This is a genomic window from Caldimonas brevitalea (assembly GCF_001017435.1).
Classification (GTDB): domain Bacteria; phylum Pseudomonadota; class Gammaproteobacteria; order Burkholderiales; family Burkholderiaceae_C; genus Caldimonas; species Caldimonas brevitalea.
The window spans coordinates 5,555,338-5,580,724 of record NZ_CP011371.1; the positions used below are offsets into that span (position 1 = coordinate 5,555,338).

Genomic DNA, 25,387 nt, shown 5'->3' on the forward strand with positions numbered 1-25,387 from the left:
TTCAAGGAACTCACGAGAACATGCGCAGTGTCGCCGTTCTCCCGCCCGTGCTTCCGTTCACCAGGTGTCGACAAAGCGCGAGCCGCCCGGCGCCATCGGCGCCGCCGCCAGCCCTCCGGCCAACCAGCGCCGCGTGTCGGCCGGGTCGATCACGGCGTCGATCTCCAGCGTCGCCGCCATGTTGAGCGCCTTGCCGTTCTCGTACTGCTGTGCCAGCAGCCGCTCGTAGAGCGCTTCGCGCTGCGGCCCTTCCGGTTGAGCCTCGAGCTCCTTGCGATAACCCAGGCGCACGGCCCCTTCCAGGCCCATCGCGCCGAACTCGCCGGTGGGCCAGGCGACGGTGGCCATCGGCGCATGGAAACCGCCGCCGGTCATCGCCATCGCGCCCAGGCCGTAGCCCTTGCGCAGCACCACGCTGAAAAACGGCACCCGCAACTTGGCGGCCACCACGAACAGCCGGCTGACGTGACGCACCTGCGCGGTCGCTTCGGTCTCGGGCCCGACCATGAAGCCCGGCGTGTCGACCAGCGACACCAGCGGCAGGCCGTGGGCGTCGCACAGTTGCAAAAAGCGCGCGGCCTTGTCGGCGGCGTCCGCATCGATGGCACCGCCCAGGTGGCCTGGGTTGCTGGCCAGCAGGCCCACCGGGCGTCCTTCGATGCGGGCCAGCGCGGTCAGGACGCTGCGACCGAACTGGGGCCGCAGTTCGAGCAGCGAGCCGGTGTCGGCCACCGCGGCCATGACCCGGCGCACGTCGTAGGCCCGCACGCGGTTCTCGGGCACCAGGTCGCGCAGGGTGGCGGGGTCGGCACTGTGCCACTCGGCGGTGCGCCCCTGGAAGAACGACAGATAGTGCTTGGCGACCCGCACCGCCTCGGCCTCGTCGGCCACCAGCACGTCGATCACGCCGTTGCGCGACTGCACCTCGCTCGGGCCGATTTGTTCGGGCTTGAACACCCCCAGGCCGCCGCCTTCGACCATCGCCGGCCCGCCCATGCCGATGTTGCTGTCGGCGGTCGCGATGATGACGTCGCTGCAGCCCAGCAGCGCCGCGTTGCCGGCGAAGCAGCGGCCCGAGACGATGCCCACCACCGGCACCTGGCCCGACAGCCTGGCGTAGCTGGCGAACGTGGTCACGTGCAGGCCGGCGACGATGGGCATGTCGGTGTCGCCCGGGCGCCCGCCGCCGCCTTCGGCGAACAGCACCACCGGCAAACGCTGCTGCAGCGCGATGCCCAGCATGCGGTCGGTCTTCTGGTGGCTGCGGATGCCTTGCGTGCCGGCCAGCACGGTGGCGTCATAGGCCATCGCGACACAGCGCGAGCGGTCGGGGCCGAAGCGGTCGGCGTTGACCGTGCCGATGCCGGTGACGATGCCGTCGGCCGGGGTGTTGTCGATCAGGTCGTCGAGCGAGCGGCGTGCACGTTGCGCGGCCACCGCCAAGGCACCGTATTCGAGGAAGCTGCCGGCGTCGCACAGGTCGGCAATGTTTTCCCGGGCGGTGCGCTGGCCGGCCGCGCGGCGGCGGGCCACAGCGTTGGGGCGGGCCGCGTCTTCGGTCTTGGCCAGCCGCTGCTGCAACTCGCGCAGATCGGCACGCGGGCCGCCGGGGGCCGCTTCCGCGGGCGTCGAAGGCGCGGTCACTGTCGATGTCGTGTCGGCGGGTGCAGCCGGCGCCAGCCGTACCAGCGTCTCGCCCTCGGCCACCATTTCGCCCGCCTGGGCCAGCACCGCCTCGACGCGGGCGTCGGCCGGCGCGTGGATCTCGTGCTCCATCTTCATCGCTTCGAGCACCAGCAACGTCTGCCCGGCGCGCACGTGGTCGCCAGCGGCCACGCCCAGATGCACCACCGCGGCCGCCATCGGCGCGCGGACTTCCGTGTGTCCCATCTCGCGGTCTCCTGTTGGTCGGCGCACTGTAGCCCGCCGCCGCGGCGGCGGATGACGCCTGGATGACAGGCCACGGGGGACGGCGGCGCCCGGCCCGGGCAGCGGCAGCCCGTAGGCCTGGTCCTACGTCCGGCCTGGAACAGCACGGACAGTGACGGCCCGGCGCCTTCGGCACCATCGGCTCCAGCCAGTCCCCCCTCAGGAAGGAGCGACGTATGACCCCCTTCGACGACGCCAGCCCGGCCGCCCTGCGCGCGCGCCGCCGGCACCAACGTGAACATGCAAAGGCGCGCCTGGCGGCGCTCGCAGCCGACAAGCGCGTCCTCGCCAGCGGCTTCGCCCTCGCGTTGATGTTGCTGCTGACCTACCACCAGGTGTTGAGCGCCGCGGTGCAGCGGGCCGAACAGGCCCGCTCGCACATCGGCTTGCAGATGGAGGTGTCCGCGGCGTGTCAAGGTGCGACAGCGCGTGAGACCTGCAGCACCGACGCGGACGCCGCGGTGCCCGAAGCCCAAACCCCTGCCAACGCCACACTGGCCGCTGCGTTCGAACGCTGACCGCCGCCGCGCGGTCGCCCTGTCTGTCGGTGGGGATGCTGCGGGGGCATACGGCCGGAAGAAGCGGCCCGTCTCGGCCACAATGGGCCCATCACCACAGGATGCGCCCAGCATGTTCGCAGCTCCCAGCTTCCCCACCGCCCGGTTCGACGACGCCAGCGCCGCGCTCGAACGGGTGCGCGAGATCTACCACGCCCAGATCGCCCACCTGCGCGACGCCCTGCACCGCTTTGTCGCCGGCGACACGCCGACCGCCCACGTGCGCGCCTGCTACCCCTTCGTGCGCGTGCACACCGACACCGTGGCTCGCGCCGATTCACGGCTCGCCTACGGTTTCGTCGCCGGCCCGGGCACCTATGAAACCACGCTGACCCGCCCCGAGCTGTTCCGCAACTATTACCTCGAACAGTTCGACCTGCTGATCAAGAACCACCGGGTGCCGCTCGAAGTCGGCGTCAGCTCCCAACCGATCCCGCTGCATTTCTCGTTCGCCGAAGACGACCATCTCGAAGGCAGCCTGGAGCGTGCCCGCCGGCTGCTGATGCGCGACGTGTTCGACCTGCCCGACCTGGCCGCGATGGACGACGGCATCGCCAACGGCACCTACGAGCCCAACGCCGGCGACCCCCACCCGCTCGCGCTGTTCACCGCGCCGCGCGTCGATTACTCGCTGCACCGGTTGCGCCACTACACCGGCACCGCGCCCGAGCACTTCCAGAACTTCGTGCTGTTCACGAACTACCAGTTCTACATCGACGAGTTCGTGCGCCTGGGCCGTGAGCTGATGGAGACGGCACCCGACAACTCGCCCGATGACGACTATGTGGCCTTCGTCGAGCCCGGCAACGTCATCACGCGCCGCGCCCATCTGCTGCCCAGCGAAGCCGACCTGAGCGGCTCGCCGCCGCCGCGCTTGCCGCAGATGCCGGCCTACCACCTGGTGCGCAAGGACGGCTCCGGCATCACGATGGTCAACATCGGCGTCGGCCCGAGCAACGCCAAGACCATCACCGACCACATCGCCGTGCTGCGCCCGCATGCCTGGATCATGCTGGGGCACTGCGCCGGCCTGCGCAACAGCCAGCAGCTGGGCGACTACGTGCTGGCCCACGGCTATGTGCGCGAGGACCATGTGCTCGACGAGGACCTGCCGCTGTGGGTGCCGATCCCGCCGCTGGCCGAGGTGCAGGTGGCACTCGAGTCGGCGGTTGCGGACGTGACGCGCTTGCAGGGCTACGAACTGAAGCGCGTGATGCGCACGGGCACTGTGGCCTCGGTCGACAACCGCAATTGGGAGCTGCTGCCGCACCGCACGCCCGAGCGGCGCTTCAGCCAGAGCCGCGCGGTGGCGCTCGACATGGAAAGCGCCACCATCGCCGCCAACGGCTTCCGCTTCCGCGTGCCTTACGGCACCTTGCTGTGCGTCAGCGACAAGCCGCTGCACGGCGAGATCAAGCTGCCGGGCATGGCCAACCAGTTCTACCGTGAGCGGGTCGACCAGCATTTGCGCATCGGCCTGCGGGCGGTCGACATCCTGCGCCAGCAGCGCCAGGACCGGCTGCACAGCCGCAAGCTGCGCAGTTTTGCGGAAGTGGCGTTCCAGTAAGGGGGACCCAGGCGGCGCCTCGCCCCCGCGGCGCCGGCCCAACCGCGCCTACACCCCGGCCTTCGCGAACACCACCACCGACACGCCGCGCGCCGGACGCTGCGCATCGGGGTTCTGGTAGGAATGGCGGACGTTGCCGGGGAAGGCCAACACCTCGCCGCTGTCCAGCTCATAAGACTCGCCGGCCACAAACAGCGTCACCCGCCCGTCCAGGCAGGTGAAAAACTCGCGCGTGCCCGGCAGGTGCGGTGTGCCGCCGAGCACACCGCCGGGCTCGAAGTCCATCACGCTCATCATCTCGTCGGGCACCGGCTCGGGCAGCAAGTCGCGCTCGGTGACACCGCGCCCGCGCACGCGCACACCGATGTCGCGAGCCGACCACTTGCGGACCTTGGCACGCGGCGCGGCCAGCAGCTCGTCGATCGGCACGCCCAAGGCGCCGGCCACCTTGACCAGCACCGCCAGCGACGGATTGGCCTCGCCCGACTCCAGGTTGGCGATGGTCGAGCGCGGCAGCGCACTCGCCGTGGCCAGTGCGTCTTGCGTCAAACGCCTGGCGTGGCGCAGGCTCGTCAGGTTGCGCGCCAGATGGGCGCTGGCGCGCGCCCCGCTGTCGTCCGGCTCTTGCTTGTTGTCCATCGTCTCGACGTTTTGCCAATGGAGTGGACGCCGCGCTTCGGGCGCCGCGCCTGCGTCTCTACGCTGTGCCTGTCGATGTTTCAAGTCAACAGGAGCTTCAGATGCAAACAGGATACAAGACCTCCACCCGATCGGCAGAGGCCGGGCGGGGCCCGCGCGTCGCCATCACCGGCGGCACCTCGGGCCTGGGCCTCGCGCTGGTGCACGAGCTGCGCCGGCGCGGCGCCCAGGTTGCCTTCGTGGCCCGGCAGGCGGCGAGGGTGACGGCACTCGAGCACGCGCTGCCCGGCAGCCACGGCATCGCGGGCGACGTGGCGGACAAGGCGTCGATCCACCGCATCGCGTTGCAAATCCTCGGACGCCTCGGCGGCGTGGACGTGCTGGTCAACAATGCGTCCAGCCTCGGGCCGACGCCCTTGGTGCCACTGGCCGACACCGAGTGCGAGGCGCTCGAACGGGCACTGGCCACCAACGTGGTCGGGCCGTTTCGTCTCACCAAGGCCTTGCTCGGTGCGCTGTCGGCCTCGGCCCGCGAAGGACGCGGTGCGGTGGTGCTGAACGTCTCCAGCGATGCGGCGCTGTCGGCCTACCCGGGCTGGGGCGCCTACGGCGCGAGCAAGGCGGCCCTGCACCAGCTCACCCGGGTGTGGAACGAAGAGCTGGCGCACGGCGCCGGCGTTCGCTTGCTGTCGCTCGACCCGGGCGACATGGACACGCCCTTGCATGCGTTGGCTGTGCCCGACGCCGATCCCGCCAGCTTGAAGCCGCCAAGCGTCGCCGCATGCGAGATGGCCGACGCGATCTGGGCGGCCCTGCCCGTGGCCGCTGCCGCAGGTCTCGCCCGCGAAGGTGCAGCATGATCGCCGCCGATCAAGCCGTTCAGCGCCCGGCCGATGCACGGCTGCTGGTCATCGCCGCTGACGGGTCGATACGGCCCACGGCCCGGTCCCGCCTGATCGAGTGGTTACGCCCGGGCGACCTGCTGGTGGCCAACGATGCCGCCACCCTGCCCGCCAGCCTGTTCGGCACCCATGAGCCCAGCGGCGGGGCCATCGAGGTGCGCCTGGCCGGGCGCGACACGCTCGACCCGCGCTCGGTCAGCCCCTTCACCGCGGTGGTGTTCGGCGCGGGTGACCACCGGGCCCGCACCGAGGACCGCGCGCCGCCGCCCACGCTGCGCGCGGGCGACCGGCTCTTGCTGGGGCCGCTCGACGCGCGTGTCGACGCCCTGCTCGGCCACGCGCGTTTGCTCACCTTGCGATTCGCCGGCACGCCGGCCGAGATCTGGGCCGGCCTGGCGCGGCACGGCCGCCCGGTGCAGTACGCGCATGTGCCGATGCCGTTGGCGCTGTGGGATGTGTGGACGCCGATCGCGGGCCTGCCGGTGGCCTTTGAGCCACCGTCGGCCGGCTTTGCCCTCGACTGGCGGCTGTTGAGCAGCTTGCGGGCACGAGGCGTGGCCTTCTCGACCCTCACGCATGCGGCCGGGCTGTCCTCGACCGGTGACCTGCAGTTGGACCGCCGCCTGCCCCTGCCCGAGGCCTATCGCATTCCGAAGGTGACGGCCGAGGCGATCGCGGCGACACGTCGGGGCGGTGGCCGGGTGGTGGCCGTCGGGACCACCGTCGTGCGCGCCCTCGAACAAGCCTGGGCAACGCATGGCACCGTGCCGCCCGGAGACGGGCTGGCGACCTTGCGCATCGGCTCGAGCACACGGCTGCAGGTCGTGGACGTGCTGTTGTCGGGCACACACGAGCCCGACACGTCCCACCACGCGTTGCTGCGGGCCTTCACCGACGACACCACGCTGCGGCGCGCCGACCGGGCGTTGGAGGCCGAAGGCTTCCGCACGCATGAGTTCGGCGACTCGGTGTGGCTCGAGCGGCGTGACCGGCGACCGGTCAATGTGGGGCCCGGGCCGGGCGCGACGGGTGTGCGGCCGGCCGACGACCACCGAGAGGGTGCGGCGTCGCGCTAACGGCAGGGCGCGGCGTCGCGCCCCGGCCTGTGGGTCACTCCGCCTGCACCTTGGCCGTGCGGATCACGCGGCCCCATTTCGCCGTCTCGGCCGCGATGAAGTCGTTGAACTCCTTGGGCGTGTTGCCCACCGGCACCGTGCCCATCGCTTCGAGGCGCTGGCGCACCTCGTCTTCGCGCACGATCTGGGCCACCTCGTCGGCCACCTTCTGCACGATCTCGCGCGGCGTGGCGGCCGGTGCGATCACGCCGGCCCAGGTGCTGCCGGTGAAGCCGGCGATGCCTTGCTCGATGAAGGTGGGCACCTCGGGCAGCGCCGCCAGGCGCTTCTCGCTGGCCACGCCGATCAGCCGCACCCGCCCCTGCTTGCCGGGTTGGATGAGGCCAGACGCTGCGTCGAGGAAAAGCTGGATCTGGCCGCCGATCAGATCGGTCAGCGCCGCGGCCGCGCCGCGGTAAGGAATGTGCACCATGTAGGTCTGCGTCAACGCCTTCAACAGCTCGGTGCTGAGGTGCGCGGCGGAGCCGTTGCCCGACGACCCGAAGCTGACCTTGCCCGGCTGACGGCGCGCGTACTCGATCATCTCGCGAGCGGTCTTGAACGGCGCCTCGTTGTGGACGGCTGCGACGAGCGGCGAGATGCCGATCAGCGAGACGCCGGTGAGGTCGCGCGTGGGGTCGTAAGGCAGCTTGGGATACAGCGTGGTGTTGGCCGCGTGGGCGGCGATGACAACACCGAAGGTACCGCCATCGCCCGGCGACTTGGCCACCGCGTCGACCCCGATGATGCCGTTGGCACCGGCCTTGTTGTCGACGTTGACGGTCTGCCCGAGCCGCTGCTGCAGGCCGCGGGCGATCAAGCGCGCCGTGACGTCGGTGAAGCCCCCCGGCGGGTAGGGCACCACCAACCGAATCGGCTTGGACGGCCAGCCGGCCTGTGCGAAGACGGGCGCCGACAGCGCCGCAGCCGACAAGCCGCCGGCGGCCTGCATCAAAAAGCGGCGTCGGGTGGACACGGGCGAGGACATCGTGGGGACTCTCCGGGTGCGACTGGAAGGTGTGAACCAGTCTAGGGACGGGCCTTGCCAGCGCCCATCCGCGCGAACCCCACGTGTCAATTCCGCTGCGCAGTACGTGGGGTCTCGTCTCAGCTGACGCAGCCGTTTGCGGCTTCAGCGCGAGGGTGAAAGACGCCATACTGCAGCGCTCGAAGGTAGAACGTTCAGATATGAAGATCCTCAGCGCGGACCAGGCCGCATCGCTCATCCAGGACGGCTGGACCGTCGTCACCGCAGGCTTCGTCGGTGCCGGCCATGCCGAGGCCGTGACGGCCGCGCTGGAACGCCGCTTCCTGGCGGAAGGGGCACCGCGCGACCTGAGCCTGGTCTATGCGGCCGGCCAAGGCGACCGTGCGCACCGCGGCGTCAACCACTTCGGCCATGCCGGGCTGCTGAAGCGGGTCATTGGCGGGCATTGGATCTCGGCCCCCAAGCTCGGCGCGCTGGTGGCCCGCAACGAGATCGAGGCCTACAACTGGCCGCAGGGCGTGATCTCGCATCTCTACCGCGCGATCGCCGGCCACAAGCCCGGTGTGATCACCAAGATCGGGCTGCACACCTTCGTCGACCCGCGCCATGACGGTGGTCGTTTGACACCACGCACCACCGAATCGCTGGTCGAGTTGATCGAGTTGCGCGGCGAGGAGCATCTGTTCTACCCCAGCCTGCCGGTGCACTGCGCATTGATCCGCGCCACCACCGCCGACGAGCATGGCAATCTCACGACCGAGCACGAACCCTTCCACCAGGACCTGCTGGCCATCGCGCAAGCGGCGCACAACAGCGGCGGCATCGTCATCGCACAGGTGAAACGGCTCGCCCAGGCCGGCAGCCTGAACCCCAACCTGGTGCGGGTGCCGGGCATCCTGGTGGACCACGTGGTGGTGACCGAAGACCCGAACGACCACTGGATGACCTTCGGCGAAGCCTACAACCCAAGCTACACCGGCGAGGTGCGGGCGCCCGACCACGCACCGCCGCCGGTGCCGCTGGACGCCCGCAAGATCGTGCAGCGGCGCGCCTTTCTCGAGCTGCTCAAGCTGCGCGCGCCGGTGGTGAACCTGGGCGTCGGCATGCCGGCCGGCATCGGCCACATCGCCCGTGAGGAAGGCCATCGCGATTTCACGCTGACGGTCGAGGCCGGCCCGATCGGCGGCACGCCGGCCCAGCTGCTCAGCTTCGGGGCCAGCGCCAACCCCGAGGCCATCATCGACCATGCGGCGATGTTCGACTTCTACGATGGCGGCGGCATCGACATCGCGTTCCTCGGCATGGCCGAACTCGACCCGCTGGGCAATGTCAACGTCAGCCGCTTCGGCGACAAGATCGCCGGGGTGGGCGGTTTCATCAACATCACGCAGAGCGCGCGCCGGGTGGTCTTGATGGGCAGCCTGACCGCCGGCGGGCTGTCGGTGCGCGCCGGCGACGGACGGCTGCAGATCGTGCAGGAGGGGCGCGTCGCGAAGGTGGTGCCGCAGGTGGGCCACCTCAGCTTCAACGGTCCGTATGTCAGCGGGCTCGGCCGCGAGGTGCTGTACGTCACCGAACGGGCGGTGTTCGAGTTGCGCGAGGGTCGGCTCACGCTGTGCGAAGTGGCACCGGGCATCGACCTGCGGCGCGACGTGTTGGAGCGCTGCGCCGCGCCGGTGGCCGTCGCGGCCGATCTGCGGACGATGGACGAGCGGGTGTTCCGCGACGGGCCGATGGGCGCTTGTGGCAGGCAGCGGGGGTCGCTATCCTGAGTTAGCCCTCAGCAGGAGTCCTCATGAGCGAACACGTCTACAAGCTGGTCGAGTTGACCGGGTCGTCCACGGTCGGCAGCGACGATGCGGTGCGCCGCGCGATCGCCAAGGCGCACGAGACGGTGCGCAACATCCATTGGTTCCAGGTGGTCGAGACGCGCGGCCATGTGGTCGACGGCCAGGTGGCGCACTGGCAGGTCACGCTCAAGGTCGGCTTCACCCTCGAGTGATCGTGGGCTGCAACCCCATTCCAGGGTGACAGGCCACTAGCGCCGCCGGCGGCTCGACCGCGCCGGTGTCACCTCCTCGGTCGGGTAGCGGTCGCGCACGCGGGCGTTGAAGTGCCGGCCGAGCGAATCGGCGGCCAGCAACTCGTCGTAGGCCTCCTGCGGCACGTCCTCGTAGCGGTAGACGCGGCCGGTGGCGAACTCGACTTCCAGCAGCTGGTGCGACGGGTCGTAACCCACCGAGCGCAAGCTGCTGGAGGCGACGGTGTGACGTTGCATGGGCAAGGCAGAGATCGGGCTGGCGTCAGGCCCCGTGACGGCGCTCGAAGCCTGCATCGCCGACAGGGGTGCTGCCCCGCTCCGGCAAGGCCCGTTCCCAGGCGGCGCGGCAGTTCGGTCCCCAACGGCCTTGTGCGCCCGCGCCTGATCCCTTACGCTGTGCCGCTTCGGTCGGCCCACTGAACGGTGGCGCGACCTGCCCGCCATGCACGGCGCAGGCGCCGCCTCCGCGTCTCACAGGAGAGCGCCCATGACCTTGCCCGGCTCGCTCGGGACCGCCTCGATCCGCACCCTCGCCCTCGTCGGCGCCGCGGCGTCGGGCAAGACCACCTTGCTGGAAGCGCTGCTGCACAAGTCCGGCGCCATCGGTGCACCGGGCAGCGTCGAGCGCGGCAGCACCGTCAGCGACTTCGACCCGCTCGAGCGCAAGGTGCAACACTCTTTGGCCTCCACCGTGGTGCATTTGCACCACCTCGACAGCCGGGTCCATTTGATCGACACACCGGGCTCGCCCGACTTCCTCGGGCATTCGCTGGCGGCCCTCGAGGCCGTCGAGACGGCGGCGGTGGCGGTCAGCGCGTCGGCCGGCATCGAGATGATGACGGCGCGCATGATGGAATGGGCCGGCCGGCGCGAGCTGTGCCGCCTCATCATCGTCAACAAGATCGACGCCGAACGCACCGATTTGCCGCGACTGTTGCAGCAGTTGTCCGAGACTTTCGGCAAGGAGTGTCTGCCGTTGAACCTGCCGGCGGGGAACGGCACCCGGGTCGTCGATTGTTTTTTCAATCCCGATGGCGAGGCCGACTTCTCGTCGGTGCAACAGGCGCATCGGGCGCTGGTCGAACAGGTGGTCGAGGTCGACGCCGAGTTCGTCGAGCGGTATCTGAACGACGGTGATGTCGATCCGCGCGAGTTGCATGCGCCGCTCGAGCAGGCGCTGCGCGAGGGCCATTTGATCCCGGTGTGTTTCGTCTCGGCGCGCAACGGCGCCGGCATCGCGGAACTGCTCGACGTGCTGGTGAAGCTGATGCCGCACCCCGGCGAAGGCAACCCGCCGCAGTTCTTGCAAGGCGAAGGCCCCGAGGCGCAACCGCTACGCGCCGAGCCCGATCCGCAACGCCATGTGCTGGCACATGTGTTCAAGATCACGGTGGACCCGTATGTGGGCAAGATGGGCGTGTTCCGCATCTACCAGGGCACCGTCACGCGCGACAGCCTGCTCTACGTCGGCGACGGCCGCAAGCCGTTCAAGGTGGGCCATTTGTTTCTGCTGCAGGGCAAGGACCACGTCGAGATACCGCGCGCGGGCCCGGGCGAGATCTGCGCGGTCGCCAAGGTCGACGAACTGCATTTCGACGCGGTGTTGCACGATGCCGCCGAAGACGAACACATCCACCTGAAGCCGCTCGACTTTCCGCTGCCCGTGCATGGGTTGGCCATCGAGCCACGCCGGCGGGGCGACGAGCAGCGGCTGTGGGACCTGCTCCAGAAGCTGGTCGACGAGGACCCGTGCTTGCGGGTGCAGCACGTGCCGACCACCAACGAAACCGTCGTCTACGGCCTCGGCGAGCTGCACCTGCGCAGCCTGCTCGACCGCCTGACCGAGATCTACAAATGTGACGTGAACGCCCGGCCGCCGCGCATCGCCTACCAGGAGACGATCACGGGCGCCGCCGAAGGCCACCACCGGCACAAGAAGCAGACCGGCGGCGCGGGGCAGTTCGGGGAGGTCTATTTGCGGGTGGAGGCGCTGCCCCGCTCGAGCGGCGAGAGTTCAGGCTTCGAGTTCATCGACCAGGTCAAGGGCGGCACCATCCCGACCCAGTTCATTCCGGCGGTCGAGAAAGGCGTGCGCCAGGTGCTGGAGAGTGGCGTGATCGCCGGCTACCCGGTCAAGGACGTGCGCGTGACGGTCTACGACGGCAAGCACCACTCGGTCGATTCGAAGGAGATCGCGTTCGTGACCGCCGGTCGCAAGGCCTTCATCGATGCGGTGCTGAAAGCCGGCCCCATCGTGCTGGAGCCCATCGTCGACGTGGAGATCACCGCGCCGGAGTCGAGCGTGGGGGACATCACGGGCGATCTCGCCGCCAAGCGGGCCCAGGTGGCCGGCACCCGCGCGCTGAGCGGCGGCGTGATGGTGGTGCTGGCGCAGGCCCCGCTGTCGGAGTTGAACGGCTACCAGTCGCGCCTGAATGCGATGACCGGGGGCCAGGGGCGCTACACCATCACCTTGTCGCATTACGACCCGGTGCCGCCAGGCGTGCAGCAGCAGCTGGTGGGGCAGTACCGCGTGAAGGACGAGGAGTAGGGGGACCGGCGAGGCGGCGAAGGAGACCGCCTCACCGATCGACGGCAGCGCGCCATCGCGAGCCGCCGTTCATCAACCGCTCAGACGCTTTTGCGGCTGCGGCGGCGGGCCATGGCGCCCACGCCAGCCAGGCCGGCCAGCATCAGCGCATAGGTTTCGGGCTCGGGCACCGGCGTCGTGACCTTGATCGACGTGTAGTCGCCCAGGCCCGACACGCCCTGGAAGTGCAGCAGCATCGTGCCGTCGAACGACGCCACGTTCAGGCCGTCGCCCGAGATCTTCCAGACGGCCGCATCACCGGCCAGGAAGCGGTCCGAGCCGGGCTTGTTGCTGACCGGCAGCGCCGCTTCCCAGGTGAAGTCGTAGGACGCGTTGACATGCGCGCCATAGGTCGGGGCGGTGCGGAACGTATTGCCGGAGACGGCGGTGGCGTCGCCGGTCGGACCATTGAATTCGATGCGGCTCAGGAAACTGCCGTCACCGAGGGTGCCGAACGAGCCTTGCAAGGTGAACTGCACGCCGCCCGCAACGTCTTCGAGCGTCAAGGTCGCCAGCGGCGCCGAGACTTGCTCGCCGGAGATCAGCTGCGTGAAGCTGTAGGTCTGGGTGGCAGCGTGGCCGGCGCTGGCGGCGCCGAGTGCCAGGGCCGCGACGGCAGCATAAAGGGGTGCCTTCACTGGGTCCTCCTGAGGGGTTATGGGATTGTGTCCCAGATGTTCGAACATCATGGGGAAGATTGCCATGACAAGTTCGTAAGCAGGCGTCGCGAACCGCAACAGGGCGGCGACCCTTTGGGGCGGTGGCCCAAGGCACAAGCGGGCGGCGGTGTTTCAGCCCGCCCCACCCCCTCGAATGCGGTGGTGGGCGTCCAGTTGCGGCACTGCAACAGGGGACGGGCCCGACGGGGCCTGCTCGCGCCGCACCTCGCCGTCCAGCTCGGCGCGCATGCGGGGCAGGAATTGCGGGTATTCGCGCCGCATGAAGTCCACCAGCGCCTCGCGCACCGCGCAGCGCAGGTCCCAGTTCTCGCCCGAGGACCGCGACGTGACCAACACACGCAGTTGCACGGCCTGCGGCGTGACGTCGGTGACCTGCAGCAGGCACAGCCGCCCGTCCCACTGCGGCGCGGCCTTGCAGGCACGCAAGGCCTCGGCCCGCAGCGGCTCGAGCGGCATGCCGTAATCGACCCACAGGAACACGGTGCCGGTGATCTGCGCGTTGGTGCGGGTCCAGTTCTCGAACGGGTTTTCGATCAGCCACTGCAACGGGATGATGAGGCGCCGCTCGTCCCAGATCTTGAGCACGACGTAGGCGCCGGTGATTTCCTCCACCCGGCCCCACTCGCCGCGCACCACCAGCACATCGTCGATGCGGATCGGTTGTGACAGGGCGATCTGCAGCCCGGCGATCAGGTTGCCGAACACCGAACGGGCCGCGATGCCGGCCACCACCCCGACCACCCCGGCCGACGCCAGCAAGCTGGCGCCGACCTGGCGCGCGCCGGGAAAGGTCATCAGGATCAAGGCCAGGCCGAACAGCAGGATCAGGAACTGGGCAGTGCGGGCCAGCACGCGGGCCTGTGTGTGGACACGGCGCGCCTGCAGGTTGTTGTCGATCTCGACCGGGTAGTACTTCAGGAAGCCGTTGGCGAGACCGCGGATGGCCCGCATGCCCAGCCAGGTGATGCAGGCCAGCAGCACCACCGCGTTCACATGTCGTACCGCGCCAAGCCGGGGCAAGGCTTCGCTGGCCGCGTGCCACACCACCTGCAGCGCCGCCAACGGCAGCACGAACTGCGCGGGCCGGTCACTGGCACGCGCCACGGCGTCGAGCACCGTCGTGTGCCGCGTGATGCGCAACACCAGAAAACGTCCGACGCGGTGCACGACCAGGGCGAGCACCAGCGCCACGAGAGCCGCCCAGCCGGTGTGGAGCCAGGGCGCGAGGAGTTCCAGGGTCATCGGGAAGGGGTCAGTCAAACGAGGCGTCTGCGTTGCAAGAGCCGGGCCACGGCAGGGGAGCGTCGCTGGCGCGCTCGACCCGCGTGGCGCGCGCCCGCCTTGGCACGCCCCCAGGCGCCGTGGACCCCGAAAGCGGCCGAGGCTAGCAGAGCCGAATGACGCGATCTTTATCCAGCCGAAACAATTGCGTCGGGACCGGCCGCTGGCGCCGCCGTGCGCCGGCCTGCCCCCTTGCGAGCCTCACACAGCCCCCGGCCGCGACAGCATGGTGATGGCCGTCTCGACCACGAGGTCCAGCACGATGCCGCACACCACCACCACGGCCGTGTAACCGCCCGCCTTCTGCTGCGGCACCTTCATCAACACCGGCAGGCCGTTGTAGAGCAGCCAGACCGACCACAGCGCGCCGAGCAGGCTCAACACCCCGAGCGAGGGCAACAACATGAACACGCCGGTGACCATGGCCGGCGTCAGGCTGTAGGCCGCGACCTTGAAGGCCTGCAGCGGGTGCCGGCGGCCGCCGAAGGCGGGGGCGAACGCATCCACCAGCAGGCCCAGGCCGAACACCATCGCGAGCCACAGCACGTAGCCGACAGCGATGCGCAGCAGTGCGCCGAGCAGCGTCATGTGGGCGGTTTGACCCAGGATCGCGAGGCCGATGAAGCCGGCAACGGCGGGAATCGCCGCGAGGATCGCGACGTACTGCAGGTAGAGCGTGGCGATGCTGTGCCGCTCGGCTGCGATCACCGGCCATTCGGCGCGGGGCGAGAGCAGGATGTCGCGCACCCGCTGGACGATGTTCATCGGCGTCTCCTGGTTACGCCCGGCAGCACCGGGCGGCGCCCATGCTACCCACCGCCGGTCCTCACCCCTCCCTGAGGTCGGGGACCGGTCCTGCCATGTCCCGACTTTCAGGGACGCCGCTGGCCGCCCCCCGGTAACGGCTTCGTGCTCCCGGCGACCCGATTCGCCGCGACAATCGGGCCCCAGCCAGCCTGCCGACAAGGACCCGACGTTGTCGCCTCCCCTGATCGAAGCCCGTCACCTCGACAAACGTTTTGCCACCGGGACCCTCGCGGTGCGCGACCTGAACCTGCACGTCGAGGCCGGTGAGTTCGTCTCGCTGCTCGGCCCCTCGGGCTGCGGCAAAAGCACTGTGCTGCGGCTGGTGGCGGGGCTGGAGCAGCCGAGCCGCGGCCGCTTGCGGCTGCCCAAGGCGGAGGCGGCGGTGGGCTATGTGTTCCAGGAGCCGACCCTGATGCCGTGGGCCAGCGTGTTCGACAACGTCTGGCTGCCCTTGCGCATCGCCGGCTGCACCCGGGAGCGGGCGCGCGATCGTATCGACACGCTGCTGCAATCGGTGGGCTTGCAAGGTTTTGCGCACGCCTTTCCGGCCGAGCTGTCGGGCGGCATGAAGATGCGTGCGTCCATCGCACGCGCCCTGGTACGCCAGCCCGTCCTGCTGCTGATGGACGAGCCCTTCGCGGCACTCGACGAGATCACACGCCAGAAGCTCAACGACGACCTACTGGCGTGGTGGCGCACCGGCGGCTTCACCAGCCTGTTCGTCACGCACAGCGTGTTCGAAGCGGTCTACCTGAGCCAGCGCGTGTTGGTGATGAGCCACCGCCCCGGGCACATCGTCGAAGAAGTGCATGTCGAGCAGCCCTACCCGCGCCACAGTGCCTGGCGCACCTCCAGCGACTACGTGCAGACCTGCGCGCGCGTGTCGCAGGCGCTGGAGCGTGCGCAGACCGAGGTGGCGCGGTGAGCGCCGCACGGCCGCCCGAAGGCGCTCGCGCCGCAGTGCGACAGCACGGAGATGACCGAGTGAGCCCCGCGCGGCCGCCCGAAGCCGCCGCGGCGCGGCAGCACGGACGTGACCCGGTGTCGCGACGCAAGGTCAGACCCCCGTCGCGCAGCGTGCCGTCCTCACCCGCCACGCCCAGCGCCGGATGGCGCCGGCTGCTGGCGCGGCACGACCTGTGGGTGCCCGCGTTGGCGCTCATCGTCGCCACGCTGCTGTGGGAAGGGCTGGTGCGCTGGGCCGAGATCCCGCACTACATCCTGCCCGCCCCCACCCAGGTGCTGGCCAGCCTTTGGGCCGATGCGGGCTCGCTGGCCACGGCCTGGTGGTTCACGATCAAGATCACCTTCGGTGCGCTGCTGCTGGCCGCACTCGGCGGGGCGCTGCTGGCGGCGCTGTTCGCCAGCTCGCGCTGGATCGAGATGGCGCTGTTTCCGTTTGCCATCGTGCTGCAGGTGACCCCCATCGTCGCGATCGCGCCGCTCATCATCATCTATGTCGACAGCACCACCGCCGCGTTGTTGCTGTGCACCTGGATCGTCGCGTTCTTCCCGATCCTGTCGAACACCGTCATCGGCCTGCGCTCGGCCGACCCGAATCTGCGCGATTTGTTCACCCTCTACCGTGCCAGCCGCTGGCAGCGTTTGCGTTGGCTGCTGCTGCCGTCGGCCCTGCCCTATTTCGTCGCCGGACTCAAAATCGCTGGCGGGCTGAGCCTGATCGGCGCCGTGGTGGCAGAGTTCACAGCCGGCGCCGCCGGGCGCGAGACCGGCCTGGCCTCGCGCATCCAGGAGGCCAGCTTTCGCACCGACACGCCCAAGCTGTATGCCGCGCTGCTGCTGACCTCGCTGACCGGCATTGCGATCTTTTGGCTGTTCAATGCGCTGGCGCGCTGGTGCCTCGGACGCTGGCACGCCTCCGAGCGCTGACGTACACCGCACGCCTGCTGCCTCTCACCGACCCGGAGTTGTTGCCATGCCCCTCGTTCTGCGTCCCGCCCCCTGGATGGTTGCCTGTCTCGGCCTTGCCGCTGCCGGTGTGGCGGCAGCCCAAGACAAGGTGACCTTCGCGACCAACTGGAAAGCGCAGGCCGCGCACGGCGGCTTCTACCAGGCCCTGGTCGACGGCACCTACAAGCAGTACGGCCTCGACGTGACGCTGCAGCAAGGCGGCCCGCAGGTGAACAACCGGCCCCTGCTGCCAGCCGGCAAGATCGACTTTCTGATGACCGGCAACCTGCTGCACACCTTCGACAACGTCAAGAACGGCCTGCCCACGGTGGTGGTGGCCTCGATGTTCCAGAAGGACCCGCAGGCCCTGGTGGCCCACCCGGGCCAGGGCTACGAAACGTTTGCCGACCTGAAGAAGGCGCCGGTGGCCTTGATCGCCAAAGATGCGCAGTACACCTGGTGGCAGTGGCTGAAGGCCGAGCACGGCTTTCGTGACGAGCAGCTGAAGCCGTACAACTACAACCTCGGGCCCTTCCTGGCCAACAAGAAGGCGATCCAGCAAGGCTATTCGGTGGCGGAGCCGATCTACGTCGAGCAGCAGGGACGCTTCAAGCCGGTGGTGCACCTGTTGGCCGACCACGGGTACTCGACCTATTCCACCGTCATCGAGGCGCGCACCGAGATGGTCCGCCAGCAGCCGCAGCTGGTGCAGCGGTTCGTCGATGCCTCCATCGTCGGCTGGTACCGCTACCTCTACGGCGACCGCAAGGCGGCCCACGCCGCGATGCGGCGCGACAACCCCGACATGAGCGAAGAAGAGCTGGAAGCGTCGGTGGCGTTGCTGAAGCAGCAGGGCATCGTGGATTCGGGCGAGGCGCTGACGCTGGGCATCGGCGCGACGAACATGGCGCGCGTGCGCGGTTTCTATGAGCAGATGGTCAAGGCCGGCCTCTACAAGCCCGGCGAAGTCGACCTGAGCAAGGTCGCGACGACGCAGTTCGTCAACAAAAAGGTCGGGCTGGACGTGAAGCGGCGCCTGACGGGCAAACCGTGAGCACCTCGCCGCGCCGGCCGCCGGCGGGCTGCCTGCTGGTGTTTACCCCCATCCAGTGCGCCGCGGTGGCGGCCGATAGTCCGTTTACCCATGGGCTCTCGACCGGTTGACATGCTGCTGCGCGCCCTGCCCGACCTTGCCGCCTGGACGGCCTACTTCCGCGACGCGGAAATCCCGGTGCTGCCATCGACGGTGAGCACGCTGGAGGCTTTGCGGGCGGCCGAAGACCAGGTCGACGCGCACACGCTCGCCCCCCTGCTCGGCGGCGACCCGCTGATGTCGCTGAAGCTGCTGATCCACGCTGCCCGGGCGCGCCCGGCGCACTTCAGCGGCAGCACCGAGACGGTGACGGCGGCGCTGGTGTTCCTCGGCATTTCGCCGTTCTTCCGCGCCTTCGACACGCTGGTGTCGACCGAGGCGCTGCTGCACGAGCACCCGGACGCCCTGGAAGGCCTCGCCGGGGTGCTGCGCCGGGCCGGGCGCGCCGCCACCTTCTCGCTGGGATTCGCGGTGCACCGCATGGACACCGACGCACCGGTGCTGCACGAAGCCGCGCTGATCCACGATTTCGCCGAACTGCTGCTGTGGTGCCATGCGCCGGCGCTCGCCGCGCAGATCCGCGCCTTGCAGCGACAAGACCCGAGCTTGCGCTCGGCCGCGGCGCAACGTCAGGTGTTGAACGTGACGCTGTGCGAGCTGGAGCAGTCGCTGATGCGGGCCTGGCGGCTGCCGGAGATCCTGATCCGGGTCACCGACGACGCCCATGCCGACCAGCCGCAGGTGCGCAACGTGATGCTGGCGATCCGACTGGCACGCCATACGGAACAGGGCTGGGACAACCCCGCGGTGCCCGACGACATCGCCCACATTGCGGCGCTGCTGCACATGTCGGAAGCGGCGGCGTGGGAGCTGGTGCGGGAGTTGGACGCCTGACCCGGCAGGCGTCCACCGCGCCGCCTCGGCGCGGTTTGGGCGCCCGCGGCGTGAGGGCGAGCGCCTTCACGCCGCGGGACGCGAGCCGTCAGGGGCAAGCCGGCAGGGCCGCCCGCACGTCGGCGAGGGCGGGGTTGTCGTCACGGCCGAGGGTGTTGACGGTGAAGGTACAGCCGTATGCGGCGGCAGCCACCTTGGCCGGATCGAGCACGTCATCGCCGGCCGCCGGGGCCCTCGCGTCCAACGCCTTCTGCAGCATCGTCTCGAAGGCAGCTTCCTGCTCGGCCACCGTGAAGTCGCAATGCCCCGGGGCACGGATGGCGCGCTGCGCCAACAAGGCCCCCTTGCCCTTGGCCTCGACGCGCTTGCGGTAGATCTGCTGCATGCTGAAGGGCACGTACATGTCGCCCAGCGTGTGCAACGTGACCACCGGCACGTCGATCTCGCCGTTGACCTTGGGGATCCAGCGCAGACCGTCGGGACGCTCGGCATTGGCGCCTTCGGCTGCCTTGGCGCGGAAGATGGCGTCGTTGAAGGCCTTTTCCTCGGCGCTCACGGCGGGGTCGGCATCGAACTGGTAGGTGAAGCGGGTGGTGTCCACCACGTTGCGGTTCAGGATGCCGTTGATGGTGCCGTCACCGCCGAAGGCGGTTCCCCACACCACGCTCTGCAGCGCCGTGTTGCGATAGCCCGCATCGAAGATCGGACGCTCGCCGCCGGTCAGGTTCTTCACCACCGCCTTGAGCTTCTCGCCTTGCGCAGTGGATTGGGTGCTGAACGTGGTGAACAGCGCCGCTTGCACGTCCCCTCGGATCTGGCCCCAGTCGGTGGTCGGGAACGACGTCGCGGGCTTGCCGGCGAGGTGTTGGGCGGCCAACTGGTAGGCGCCGAAGTAGTCGAACAACTCGGTGTCGCCCATCACGCCGCACATCGGCACCGCGCCCTTGTAAGTCACCTTGTTGCGGGCCTTCTCCAGCGTCTCTTTCTCGACCGCGGCGGCCGCGACGTGGCCGCCCATCGAGTGGCCGGTGACGTAGAACTCCTGCGGCTTCTCGAGCGTCCGGCCGTTCTCGGCGGCAATCTTCGTGAAGGCGAGCGCGAGCGCATTGGTGTCCTCGACGCCGGCGCGCACATCATAGAAGTTGGTGCTGTAGCTCGACGCGGCCCAGGCGTAGCCGTTCTCGATCAGGTAGCGCCGCAGCGACGGTGTGGTGACCTTCAACTGATCGCCGGTGCCGTTGTAGCCGTGCGCGTACATCACCAGCTTGCCGTTCCAGTTCTTGGGCACTTCGATGCGGTAGCCGGCGCCGTTCAGCACGCCGGTCCAGCGATCGGTCAGCGCGGTCGTGCCGGTCAAGGCGGGGAAGGCCAGCGTGGCCGGGTCGATCTTGAAGGTGCGGCTGTCGTGCGCCCGCGTCTCGACGACGGGCGGCGGCGGGGCGTTGCCGTCGTCGTCATCGCCACCACCACCTCCGCACGCCGCCAACAGCACCGCGGCGATCATAGGGGGCGCGGCATTCCAGGGTCTTGCGTTCATGCATGTCTCCATCGAGTCGGTATGTTTGATGTTTCGTCATGGCTCGGACACGGCCACGCGCACGACGTCGTCAGGCGAACGTCATTGCGCGGGACACGAACCGCTGCGAGCCGGTCAGCGGCATCTGGCAAGAAGACGGGGCGCGGAGGAGGAAAGAGCGTCGAGGCGACCCTGCCGCTCGACGGCGGCGGCAGGACCGGCCATGCAGGGCGCGCGCTGGCGCACGAGATGGACACAACAAAGTGGCGGCAAGGCCATCGCAGCTCCTCAAAACGGCACGGGGTGCGAACTAATCCCGATTTTGGGACGACGTTCCGCCGAATATGTCGCCAAGGCGACAGCTGTCTATCAGGTTTACCCAGGGTTACACCGGAACCGCGGTGGTGTTCTTGACCCGGTCGAGCACGAAGCTGGTCTTGCAGTCTTCCACGCTGGGGTGCTTGAGCAGCGTGTCCATGATGAAGCGCGAGTAGTGCGCCATGTCCTCCACCACCACCCGCAGCAGGTAGTCCATCTCGCCGGTCAGCGCGACACACTCGACCACCTCCGGCCAGGCTTGTACCGCTGCGCGGAACAGGTCCATCGGATTGCGCTTGTGGATCTCGGTGTGCTTTTCGAGCCGGACGTTGAGGTAGGCGGTCAGCCCGAGGCCGACCCGCTCCGGCGGCACCAGGGCCACGTAGCCGGCGATGATGCCGGCGTCTTCCAGCCGCTTGACCCGCCGCAGCGTTGCGGACGCCGACAGCTGCACCTCGCTCGCCAGCTGGTCGTAGGTCATGCGCCCGTCCGACTGGAGCGCGCGAAGAATGCGTCGATCGATGGCATCGAGATCAATTTGTGCGTTCATTCTTTTGCTTTCGCATGTTCCATGCGTTGTTTTGACTTCGAGCAAAGATAATGCAAGAAAACTGCGCCGGGGGCGACCTACAGTCTTTGCATTTCTTCTTCAACCGAATCGACGCGGGAGATCACGATGCAATTCACCCCCTGGGACAACCCGATGGGCACCGACGGCTTCGAGTTCATCGAGTACGCGGCACCGGACCCGGTGGCGATGGGCCAGCTGTTCGAGCGCATGGGGTTCAAGGCGATCGCCCGGCACCGCCACAAGAACGTGCTGTTGTACCGCCAGGGGGAGATCAACTTCATCATCAACGCGGAGCCCGATTCGTTTGCGCAGCGTTTCGCCCGCCTGCACGGCCCCAGCATCTGCGCGATCGCCTTCCGCGTGCAGGATGCCGCCCAGGCCTACCGCCGCGCGCTCGACCTCGGCGCCTGGGGCTATGCCAACCAGGCGGGGCCGGGCGAGCTGAACATCCCGGCCCTGAAGGGCATCGGTGATTCGCTGATCTACCTGGTCGACCGCTGGCGCGGCAAGAACGGCGCGAAGGAAGGTGAGATCGGCAACATCGGCTTCTACGACGTCGACTTCGAGCCGCTGCCCGGCGCCGAGCTGAATCCGGTGGGCCATGGGCTGACCTACATCGACCACCTGACCCACAACGTACACCGCGGCCGCATGGCCGAATGGGCCGAGTTCTACGAGCGGCTGTTCAACTTCCGCGAGATCCGTTACTTCGACATCGAGGGCCAGGTCACCGGTGTGAAGAGCAAGGCGATGACCAGCCCCTGCGGCAAGATCCGCATCCCGATCAACGAAGAAGGCAACGACAAGCCGGGCCAGATCCAGGAGTACCTGGACCTGTACCACGGCGAGGGCATCCAGCACATCGCGCTGGGGTCGAACGACCTGTTGCAGACGGTGGATGCGCTGCGCGGCAGCGGCGTGAAGCTGCTGGACACCATCGACACCTATTACGAGCTGGTCGACAAGCGCATCCCGGGGCATGGCGAGAACGTCGCCGAACTGCACCGCCGCAAGATCCTGATCGACGGCAAGCCGGGTGAGTTGCTGCTGCAGATCTTCTCGGAAAACCAGCTCGGCCCGATCTTCTTCGAGTTCATCCAGCGCAAGGGCGACCAGGGTTTCGGCGAAGGCAACTTCAAGGCCTTGTTCGAAAGCATCGAGCTTGACCAGATGCGCCGCGGCGTGCTGAAGGCCGACACGTCCTGCACCCCGACCGACCCGCAACACGCCTGAGGACCACGCCATGCAGCAGGACGCTTGGACCGACGAGACCCCGCGCGCCGTCAACCAGGGCGTGGCGCCTGTGACCTATGGCCAGGGCGACCGGCCACCCCGCGGCGACTATGCCCGCGCGCGTGCCGACTACACCTGCGAGCAGGACTGGGCCGCCTATAGCGAGGCCGAGCATGCGCTCTACCGCCGGCTCTATGAGCGCCAGGCGGCGCAACTCCCGGGGCTGGCCTGCGAGGAGTTCATCGAGGCGGTGCAGCACCTGGGAGCACCCGAACAGATCCCGCGCTTCGACAGCTTGAGCGAGCAGTTGCACCGGACCACGGGTTGGGAGGTGGTGGCGGTGCCGGGTTTGATCCCCGAGGAAGCCTTCTTCAAGCTGCTGTCGCAGCGGCGCTTCCCGGTCACGCAATGGATACGGCGACCGGACGAATTCGACTACGTGGTGGAGCCCGACCTCTTCCACGACTTGTTCGGCCACGTGCCGCTGCTGTTCAACCCGGTCTTTGCCGACTACATGCAGGCTTACGGCGCGGGCGGCCTGAAGGCGAGCGGGCTGAATGCCTGCGAGCTGCTGGCGCGGCTGTACTGGTACACGGTGGAGTTCGGGCTGATCGCGACGCCGCAAGGTGTGCGGGCCTACGGCGCCGGCATCTTGTCGTCGGCCGGAGAACTGCCCCACAGCGTGCGCGTGGCACAGCCCAAGCATGTGCCCTTCGACCTGCTGCGCGTGATGCGCACCCGCTACAAGATCGACGCCTACCAGGAGACCTACTTCGTGATCGACTCGTTCCAGCAGCTCTTCGAGGCCACGGCGCCCGACTTCGCACCTCTGTACGAGCAGGTGCGCGGGCTGCCTGAGATCGAGGCCGGGGTGGTGCTGCCGCACGAAGCACCGCCCCGTGTGCTCGCGTAGCACGAGGGCGGCCCGCAGCGGGCTCTGCAGGCCCCGCATTCGGGTGGCCTGCCTCCCCCCGCAAGAGTGATTGTGAGCCCCTGGGACGGGGTCGACACTGCAAGCCTTCGGAGTGCCTGCGGCGCGCCCTGCGCCGCCCTAGCGGAGGTGGCGTTGATGAACCCCGTCCTGACCAAACGCTGCGCGGTCGCGCTGCTGGCCGCGATGACCTTGGCCCTGGTGGTCGGCCTGCTGGCCTATGGCCCCATCCTCGGCCCGAGCTTGCGGCCGCTGCCGGCGCCGCCCGCGGCGGCTCACAGTGCGCTGCACCTGCTGGCGGCGCTGAACCTGCTCGCGGCCGGCCTGTGGGGCTGCGCCTACGTGCCGCTGCCTCGCGATGGCGGGCCGCCGGTGCAGGCATGGCGTTGCTGGTTTGTCTCGATTGCATTGGCGGGGGCCGCGGCCTTCTATGCCGGCCTCGACCGCGCACACTGGCCATTGTTCCTGCTGCAGGCGGCGAGCGGCGTGGCCCACGCGATGTTGCTGTGCACCTTTCTGGCCGAACGGCTCAGCCCGCGCTGGGACAGCGCGTGGGTGCTGCTGGCGGCCTTGTCGCTGTCGATCGGCGCGGTGAGCCACTGGACGGTGGGCGAACTGACCCTGGGCGCCGGTGACCAGCGCGCGCTGTTGCTGCTGCAGTTGCTGCCGCTGCTGCTGATCCCGTCCGGCGCACTGCGCCTCGAAGGTCGCTACACCCACCGCAACGACTGGACCGTGGTGCTGACGCTGTATGCGCTGGGCCTGCTGGCCCAGGCGAGCCACGCGCGGCTGGCACCGTGGCTGGGCCCGCTCGCCGGCCCGACCCTGCAGTTGCTGCTGCTGGCCAGTGCGGCCGCCTGGCTGGCTCAGCGGGCGGCCACGTCGGCACCGCGGTCGGCGCCGGGTGCCACGGTCGAGGCGGCGCCGACCGAGGCGAGCACTTCGTTGAAAACCTGCGGGTGATGCACCATGTGGACGTGCGCCCACCCGGGCAGGTGCAGATTCACGGCCCCCGGCAAGCTGGCCACGGCGGGTGGGAACACGATGTTGTCGCAGTTGCTATAGAAGCAGGTGAAGCGGCGGTAGCGCTCGGGCGGCTCTGCGGCCGTCAGCTGCTGCAGCCAAGGGCTGTCCAACCCCATTTGTCGCGTGTTGAGGGTGCGACCGTGGCGGCCGAGGTGGGTGCCGCGATGCGGCGTGCCGATGGTGATGACCCGGTGCACACGCGCATCCGCCTGCTCGCGCCGCAACCAGGCCCGTGCCGCCAGGCCCCCCATGCTGTGGCACACCAGCACCGGAGCCTGGCCGGTGCCCAGCTCGAGCCGCCGCACGGCGGCTTCGACCAGGTCGGCGTAATGATCGATGCTGCCGAACACCGGCTCCAGGCTCACCGCGACGAAGGGCACGCCGCGGGCGCGCAAGCGCCGCATCCAAGGGGTCCAGAAGCCGCGGTTGCAGACGAAACCGTGGATCAACACGACACCGCGGCGCCCGGCTGCCTCGGGACGGTCGGGCACGGCGTTCGGAACGAACGGCTGGCGCCAGCAGAAGATGACCGGTGAGTGGGTGACCTCGCCCCACCACGCCGCCACCAGTTCGCGCAGGCTCGCCTTGGGCGTCGGGTCATCGCCGTGCACCCGCGACAGGATGACGAACTCGATCGCGAGCACCAGCGCGTAGCCGAGCGCGATCAGCAGCGCACCGGCGGCTGCCACCAGCGGGCGGCCCTGCTGTGCCCACCAGAAGGCCCATGCAAAGGCACTGCCGAGCAGCGTGAGGGTGATGGCTTGTTGGAGACGGGCGAGCATGGGATGAAGCGGGTCA

At 69.1% G+C, this 25,387-nt stretch carries 23 protein-coding genes and 1 pseudogene; 14 read left to right on the forward strand and 10 right to left on the reverse strand.

Annotation, left to right across the window (positions count from 1 at the left end):
* Window positions 1-57: 57 nt before the first annotated feature.
* Window positions 58-1,875 (reverse strand): annotated as a pseudogene (locus tag AAW51_RS23550) (carboxyl transferase domain-containing protein); the annotation flags it as partial.
* A 230-nt stretch (window positions 1,876-2,105) separates the two neighbouring features.
* Between AAW51_RS23550 and AAW51_RS23555 the strand changes: the two are divergent.
* Both AAW51_RS23555 and AAW51_RS23560 read left to right on the forward strand, forming a co-directional pair.
* On the forward strand, window positions 2,106-2,447 hold the full coding sequence (locus AAW51_RS23555; RefSeq protein ID WP_047196566.1) for a hypothetical protein: 342 nt from the start codon (window positions 2,106-2,108) through the stop codon (window positions 2,445-2,447).
* Window positions 2,448-2,559: 112 nt separating this feature from the next.
* Entirely contained in the window at window positions 2,560-4,053 is a 1,494-nt protein-coding gene (locus AAW51_RS23560) for an AMP nucleosidase (RefSeq protein ID WP_047196567.1), read from the forward strand.
* Between the two features lie 48 nt (window positions 4,054-4,101).
* Here AAW51_RS23560 and AAW51_RS23565 read toward each other — a convergent pair whose 3' ends face one another.
* Window positions 4,102-4,692, reverse strand: a complete 591-nt coding sequence (locus tag AAW51_RS23565) for a helix-turn-helix domain-containing protein (protein WP_047196568.1) — start codon at window positions 4,690-4,692, stop codon at window positions 4,102-4,104.
* A 101-nt stretch (window positions 4,693-4,793) separates the two neighbouring features.
* Here AAW51_RS23565 and AAW51_RS23570 point away from each other — a divergent pair, with 101 nt between their 5' ends.
* A complete protein-coding gene (locus tag AAW51_RS23570; RefSeq protein ID WP_047196569.1) occupies window positions 4,794-5,552 on the forward strand; it encodes an SDR family NAD(P)-dependent oxidoreductase in 759 nt (252 codons plus the stop codon).
* The gene (locus AAW51_RS23575) at window positions 5,549-6,670 is read left to right on the forward strand and encodes an S-adenosylmethionine:tRNA ribosyltransferase-isomerase (RefSeq protein WP_083438537.1); all 1,122 of its coding nucleotides are present in this window, start codon (window positions 5,549-5,551) and stop codon (window positions 6,668-6,670) included. Before AAW51_RS23570 ends, AAW51_RS23575 begins: the two co-directional genes overlap by 4 nt.
* A gap of 34 nt (window positions 6,671-6,704) precedes the next feature.
* Here AAW51_RS23575 and AAW51_RS23580 read toward each other — a convergent pair whose 3' ends face one another.
* Entirely contained in the window at window positions 6,705-7,697 is a 993-nt protein-coding gene (locus AAW51_RS23580; RefSeq protein WP_047196570.1) for a tripartite tricarboxylate transporter substrate binding protein, read from the reverse strand.
* A 200-nt stretch (window positions 7,698-7,897) separates the two neighbouring features.
* Here AAW51_RS23580 and AAW51_RS23585 point away from each other — a divergent pair, with 200 nt between their 5' ends.
* Both AAW51_RS23585 and AAW51_RS23590 read left to right on the forward strand, forming a co-directional pair.
* Window positions 7,898-9,469, forward strand: a complete 1,572-nt coding sequence (locus tag AAW51_RS23585; protein WP_047196571.1) for an acyl CoA:acetate/3-ketoacid CoA transferase — start codon at window positions 7,898-7,900, stop codon at window positions 9,467-9,469.
* 23 nt (window positions 9,470-9,492) lie between these two features.
* Window positions 9,493-9,699, forward strand: a complete 207-nt coding sequence (locus AAW51_RS23590; protein WP_047196572.1) for a dodecin — start codon at window positions 9,493-9,495, stop codon at window positions 9,697-9,699.
* A gap of 36 nt (window positions 9,700-9,735) precedes the next feature.
* On the opposite strand, the gene AAW51_RS23595 is transcribed toward AAW51_RS23590, so the two are convergent.
* Window positions 9,736-9,975: a KTSC domain-containing protein gene (locus tag AAW51_RS23595; protein WP_047198229.1), complete on the reverse strand. Its 240-nt coding sequence runs from the start codon at window positions 9,973-9,975 to the stop codon at window positions 9,736-9,738.
* Window positions 9,976-10,225: 250 nt separating this feature from the next.
* Here AAW51_RS23595 and fusA point away from each other — a divergent pair, with 250 nt between their 5' ends.
* Window positions 10,226-12,289, forward strand: coding sequence for an elongation factor G (gene fusA / locus AAW51_RS23600; RefSeq protein ID WP_047196573.1), 2,064 nt, complete (start codon window positions 10,226-10,228; stop codon window positions 12,287-12,289).
* 80 nt (window positions 12,290-12,369) lie between these two features.
* On the opposite strand, the gene AAW51_RS23605 is transcribed toward fusA, so the two are convergent.
* The 3 genes from AAW51_RS23605 to AAW51_RS23615 form a co-directional block, all read right to left on the reverse strand.
* Window positions 12,370-12,966 carry a PEP-CTERM sorting domain-containing protein gene (locus AAW51_RS23605; protein ID WP_047196574.1) on the reverse strand — a complete coding sequence of 199 codons (597 nt, stop codon included), beginning with the start codon at window positions 12,964-12,966 and terminating at the stop codon, window positions 12,370-12,372.
* A gap of 153 nt (window positions 12,967-13,119) precedes the next feature.
* Complete coding sequence (locus AAW51_RS23610; RefSeq protein ID WP_047196575.1) at window positions 13,120-14,250, reverse strand: mechanosensitive ion channel family protein; 1,131 nt, start codon at window positions 14,248-14,250, stop codon at window positions 13,120-13,122.
* Between the two features lie 240 nt (window positions 14,251-14,490).
* On the reverse strand, window positions 14,491-15,054 hold the full coding sequence (locus tag AAW51_RS23615) for a Yip1 family protein (protein WP_047196576.1): 564 nt from the start codon (window positions 15,052-15,054) through the stop codon (window positions 14,491-14,493).
* 211 nt (window positions 15,055-15,265) lie between these two features.
* Between AAW51_RS23615 and AAW51_RS23620 the strand changes: the two genes are divergently transcribed.
* The 4 genes from AAW51_RS23620 to AAW51_RS23635 all read left to right on the forward strand — a co-directional run bounded on the left by AAW51_RS23620 (window position 15,266) and on the right by AAW51_RS23635 (window position 18,994).
* Window positions 15,266-16,021, forward strand: coding sequence for an ABC transporter ATP-binding protein (locus AAW51_RS23620; protein ID WP_047196577.1), 756 nt, complete (start codon window positions 15,266-15,268; stop codon window positions 16,019-16,021).
* 194 nt (window positions 16,022-16,215) lie between these two features.
* Window positions 16,216-16,986 carry an ABC transporter permease gene (locus AAW51_RS23625; protein ID WP_238947939.1) on the forward strand — a complete coding sequence of 257 codons (771 nt, stop codon included), beginning with the start codon at window positions 16,216-16,218 and terminating at the stop codon, window positions 16,984-16,986.
* Between the two features lie 46 nt (window positions 16,987-17,032).
* On the forward strand, window positions 17,033-18,061 hold the full coding sequence (locus AAW51_RS23630; protein WP_047196578.1) for an ABC transporter substrate-binding protein: 1,029 nt from the start codon (window positions 17,033-17,035) through the stop codon (window positions 18,059-18,061).
* Between the two features lie 111 nt (window positions 18,062-18,172).
* Window positions 18,173-18,994, forward strand: a complete 822-nt coding sequence (locus AAW51_RS23635) for an HDOD domain-containing protein (protein ID WP_047196579.1) — start codon at window positions 18,173-18,175, stop codon at window positions 18,992-18,994.
* 88 nt (window positions 18,995-19,082) lie between these two features.
* On the opposite strand, the gene AAW51_RS23640 is transcribed toward AAW51_RS23635, so the two are convergent.
* Both AAW51_RS23640 and AAW51_RS23645 read right to left on the reverse strand, forming a co-directional pair.
* Entirely contained in the window at window positions 19,083-20,531 is a 1,449-nt protein-coding gene (locus AAW51_RS23640; RefSeq protein ID WP_047196580.1) for an alpha/beta hydrolase family protein, read from the reverse strand.
* Between the two features lie 364 nt (window positions 20,532-20,895).
* Window positions 20,896-21,378 carry an Lrp/AsnC family transcriptional regulator gene (locus tag AAW51_RS23645; protein WP_047196581.1) on the reverse strand — a complete coding sequence of 161 codons (483 nt, stop codon included), beginning with the start codon at window positions 21,376-21,378 and terminating at the stop codon, window positions 20,896-20,898.
* A 126-nt stretch (window positions 21,379-21,504) separates the two neighbouring features.
* On the opposite strand from AAW51_RS23645, the gene hppD reads away from it, so the two are divergent.
* The 3 genes from hppD (at window position 21,505) to AAW51_RS23660 (ending at window position 24,526) form a co-directional block, all read left to right on the forward strand.
* Window positions 21,505-22,632, forward strand: a complete 1,128-nt coding sequence (gene hppD / locus AAW51_RS23650; RefSeq protein WP_047196582.1) for a 4-hydroxyphenylpyruvate dioxygenase — start codon at window positions 21,505-21,507, stop codon at window positions 22,630-22,632.
* Between the two features lie 10 nt (window positions 22,633-22,642).
* The gene (gene phhA / locus AAW51_RS23655) at window positions 22,643-23,545 is read left to right on the forward strand and encodes a phenylalanine 4-monooxygenase (RefSeq protein WP_047196583.1); all 903 of its coding nucleotides are present in this window, start codon (window positions 22,643-22,645) and stop codon (window positions 23,543-23,545) included.
* A gap of 156 nt (window positions 23,546-23,701) precedes the next feature.
* Window positions 23,702-24,526: a hypothetical protein gene (locus tag AAW51_RS23660; protein ID WP_047196584.1), complete on the forward strand. Its 825-nt coding sequence runs from the start codon at window positions 23,702-23,704 to the stop codon at window positions 24,524-24,526.
* Here the strand turns inward: AAW51_RS23660 and AAW51_RS23665 are convergent.
* Entirely contained in the window at window positions 24,430-25,371 is a 942-nt protein-coding gene (locus AAW51_RS23665; protein ID WP_047196585.1) for an esterase/lipase family protein, read from the reverse strand. The two genes, AAW51_RS23660 and AAW51_RS23665, sit on opposite strands and share 97 nt — an antisense overlap.
* Window positions 25,372-25,387 lie beyond the last annotated feature (16 nt).

What these genes read in the sequence shown, in the direction of transcription:
- hppD (WP_047196582.1), top strand. Translation starts at nt 21,505, where the DNA reads ATGCAATTCACCCCCTGGGACAACCCGATGGGCACCGACGGCTTCGAG.
- AAW51_RS23665 (WP_047196585.1), bottom strand. Translation starts at nt 25,371, where the DNA reads ATGCTCGCCCGTCTCCAACAAGCCATCACCCTCACGCTGCTCGGCAGT.
- AAW51_RS23660 (WP_047196584.1), top strand. Translation starts at nt 23,702, where the DNA reads ATGAACCCCGTCCTGACCAAACGCTGCGCGGTCGCGCTGCTGGCCGCG.
- AAW51_RS23635 (WP_047196579.1), top strand. Translation starts at nt 18,173, where the DNA reads ATGCTGCTGCGCGCCCTGCCCGACCTTGCCGCCTGGACGGCCTACTTC.
- AAW51_RS23595 (WP_047198229.1), bottom strand. Translation starts at nt 9,975, where the DNA reads ATGCAACGTCACACCGTCGCCTCCAGCAGCTTGCGCTCGGTGGGTTAC.
- AAW51_RS23575 (WP_083438537.1), top strand. Translation starts at nt 5,549, where the DNA reads ATGATCGCCGCCGATCAAGCCGTTCAGCGCCCGGCCGATGCACGGCTG.
- AAW51_RS23645 (WP_047196581.1), bottom strand. Translation starts at nt 21,378, where the DNA reads ATGAACGCACAAATTGATCTCGATGCCATCGATCGACGCATTCTTCGC.
- AAW51_RS23615 (WP_047196576.1), bottom strand. Translation starts at nt 15,054, where the DNA reads ATGAACATCGTCCAGCGGGTGCGCGACATCCTGCTCTCGCCCCGCGCC.
- AAW51_RS23630 (WP_047196578.1), top strand. Translation starts at nt 17,033, where the DNA reads ATGCCCCTCGTTCTGCGTCCCGCCCCCTGGATGGTTGCCTGTCTCGGC.
- AAW51_RS23580 (WP_047196570.1), bottom strand. Translation starts at nt 7,697, where the DNA reads ATGTCCTCGCCCGTGTCCACCCGACGCCGCTTTTTGATGCAGGCCGCC.
- AAW51_RS23590 (WP_047196572.1), top strand. Translation starts at nt 9,493, where the DNA reads ATGAGCGAACACGTCTACAAGCTGGTCGAGTTGACCGGGTCGTCCACG.
- AAW51_RS23610 (WP_047196575.1), bottom strand. Translation starts at nt 14,250, where the DNA reads ATGACCCTGGAACTCCTCGCGCCCTGGCTCCACACCGGCTGGGCGGCT.
- AAW51_RS23585 (WP_047196571.1), top strand. Translation starts at nt 7,898, where the DNA reads ATGAAGATCCTCAGCGCGGACCAGGCCGCATCGCTCATCCAGGACGGC.
- phhA (WP_047196583.1), top strand. Translation starts at nt 22,643, where the DNA reads ATGCAGCAGGACGCTTGGACCGACGAGACCCCGCGCGCCGTCAACCAG.
- fusA (WP_047196573.1), top strand. Translation starts at nt 10,226, where the DNA reads ATGACCTTGCCCGGCTCGCTCGGGACCGCCTCGATCCGCACCCTCGCC.
- AAW51_RS23640 (WP_047196580.1), bottom strand. Translation starts at nt 20,531, where the DNA reads ATGAACGCAAGACCCTGGAATGCCGCGCCCCCTATGATCGCCGCGGTG.
- AAW51_RS23570 (WP_047196569.1), top strand. Translation starts at nt 4,794, where the DNA reads ATGCAAACAGGATACAAGACCTCCACCCGATCGGCAGAGGCCGGGCGG.
- AAW51_RS23560 (WP_047196567.1), top strand. Translation starts at nt 2,560, where the DNA reads ATGTTCGCAGCTCCCAGCTTCCCCACCGCCCGGTTCGACGACGCCAGC.
- AAW51_RS23555 (WP_047196566.1), top strand. Translation starts at nt 2,106, where the DNA reads ATGACCCCCTTCGACGACGCCAGCCCGGCCGCCCTGCGCGCGCGCCGC.
- AAW51_RS23565 (WP_047196568.1), bottom strand. Translation starts at nt 4,692, where the DNA reads ATGGACAACAAGCAAGAGCCGGACGACAGCGGGGCGCGCGCCAGCGCC.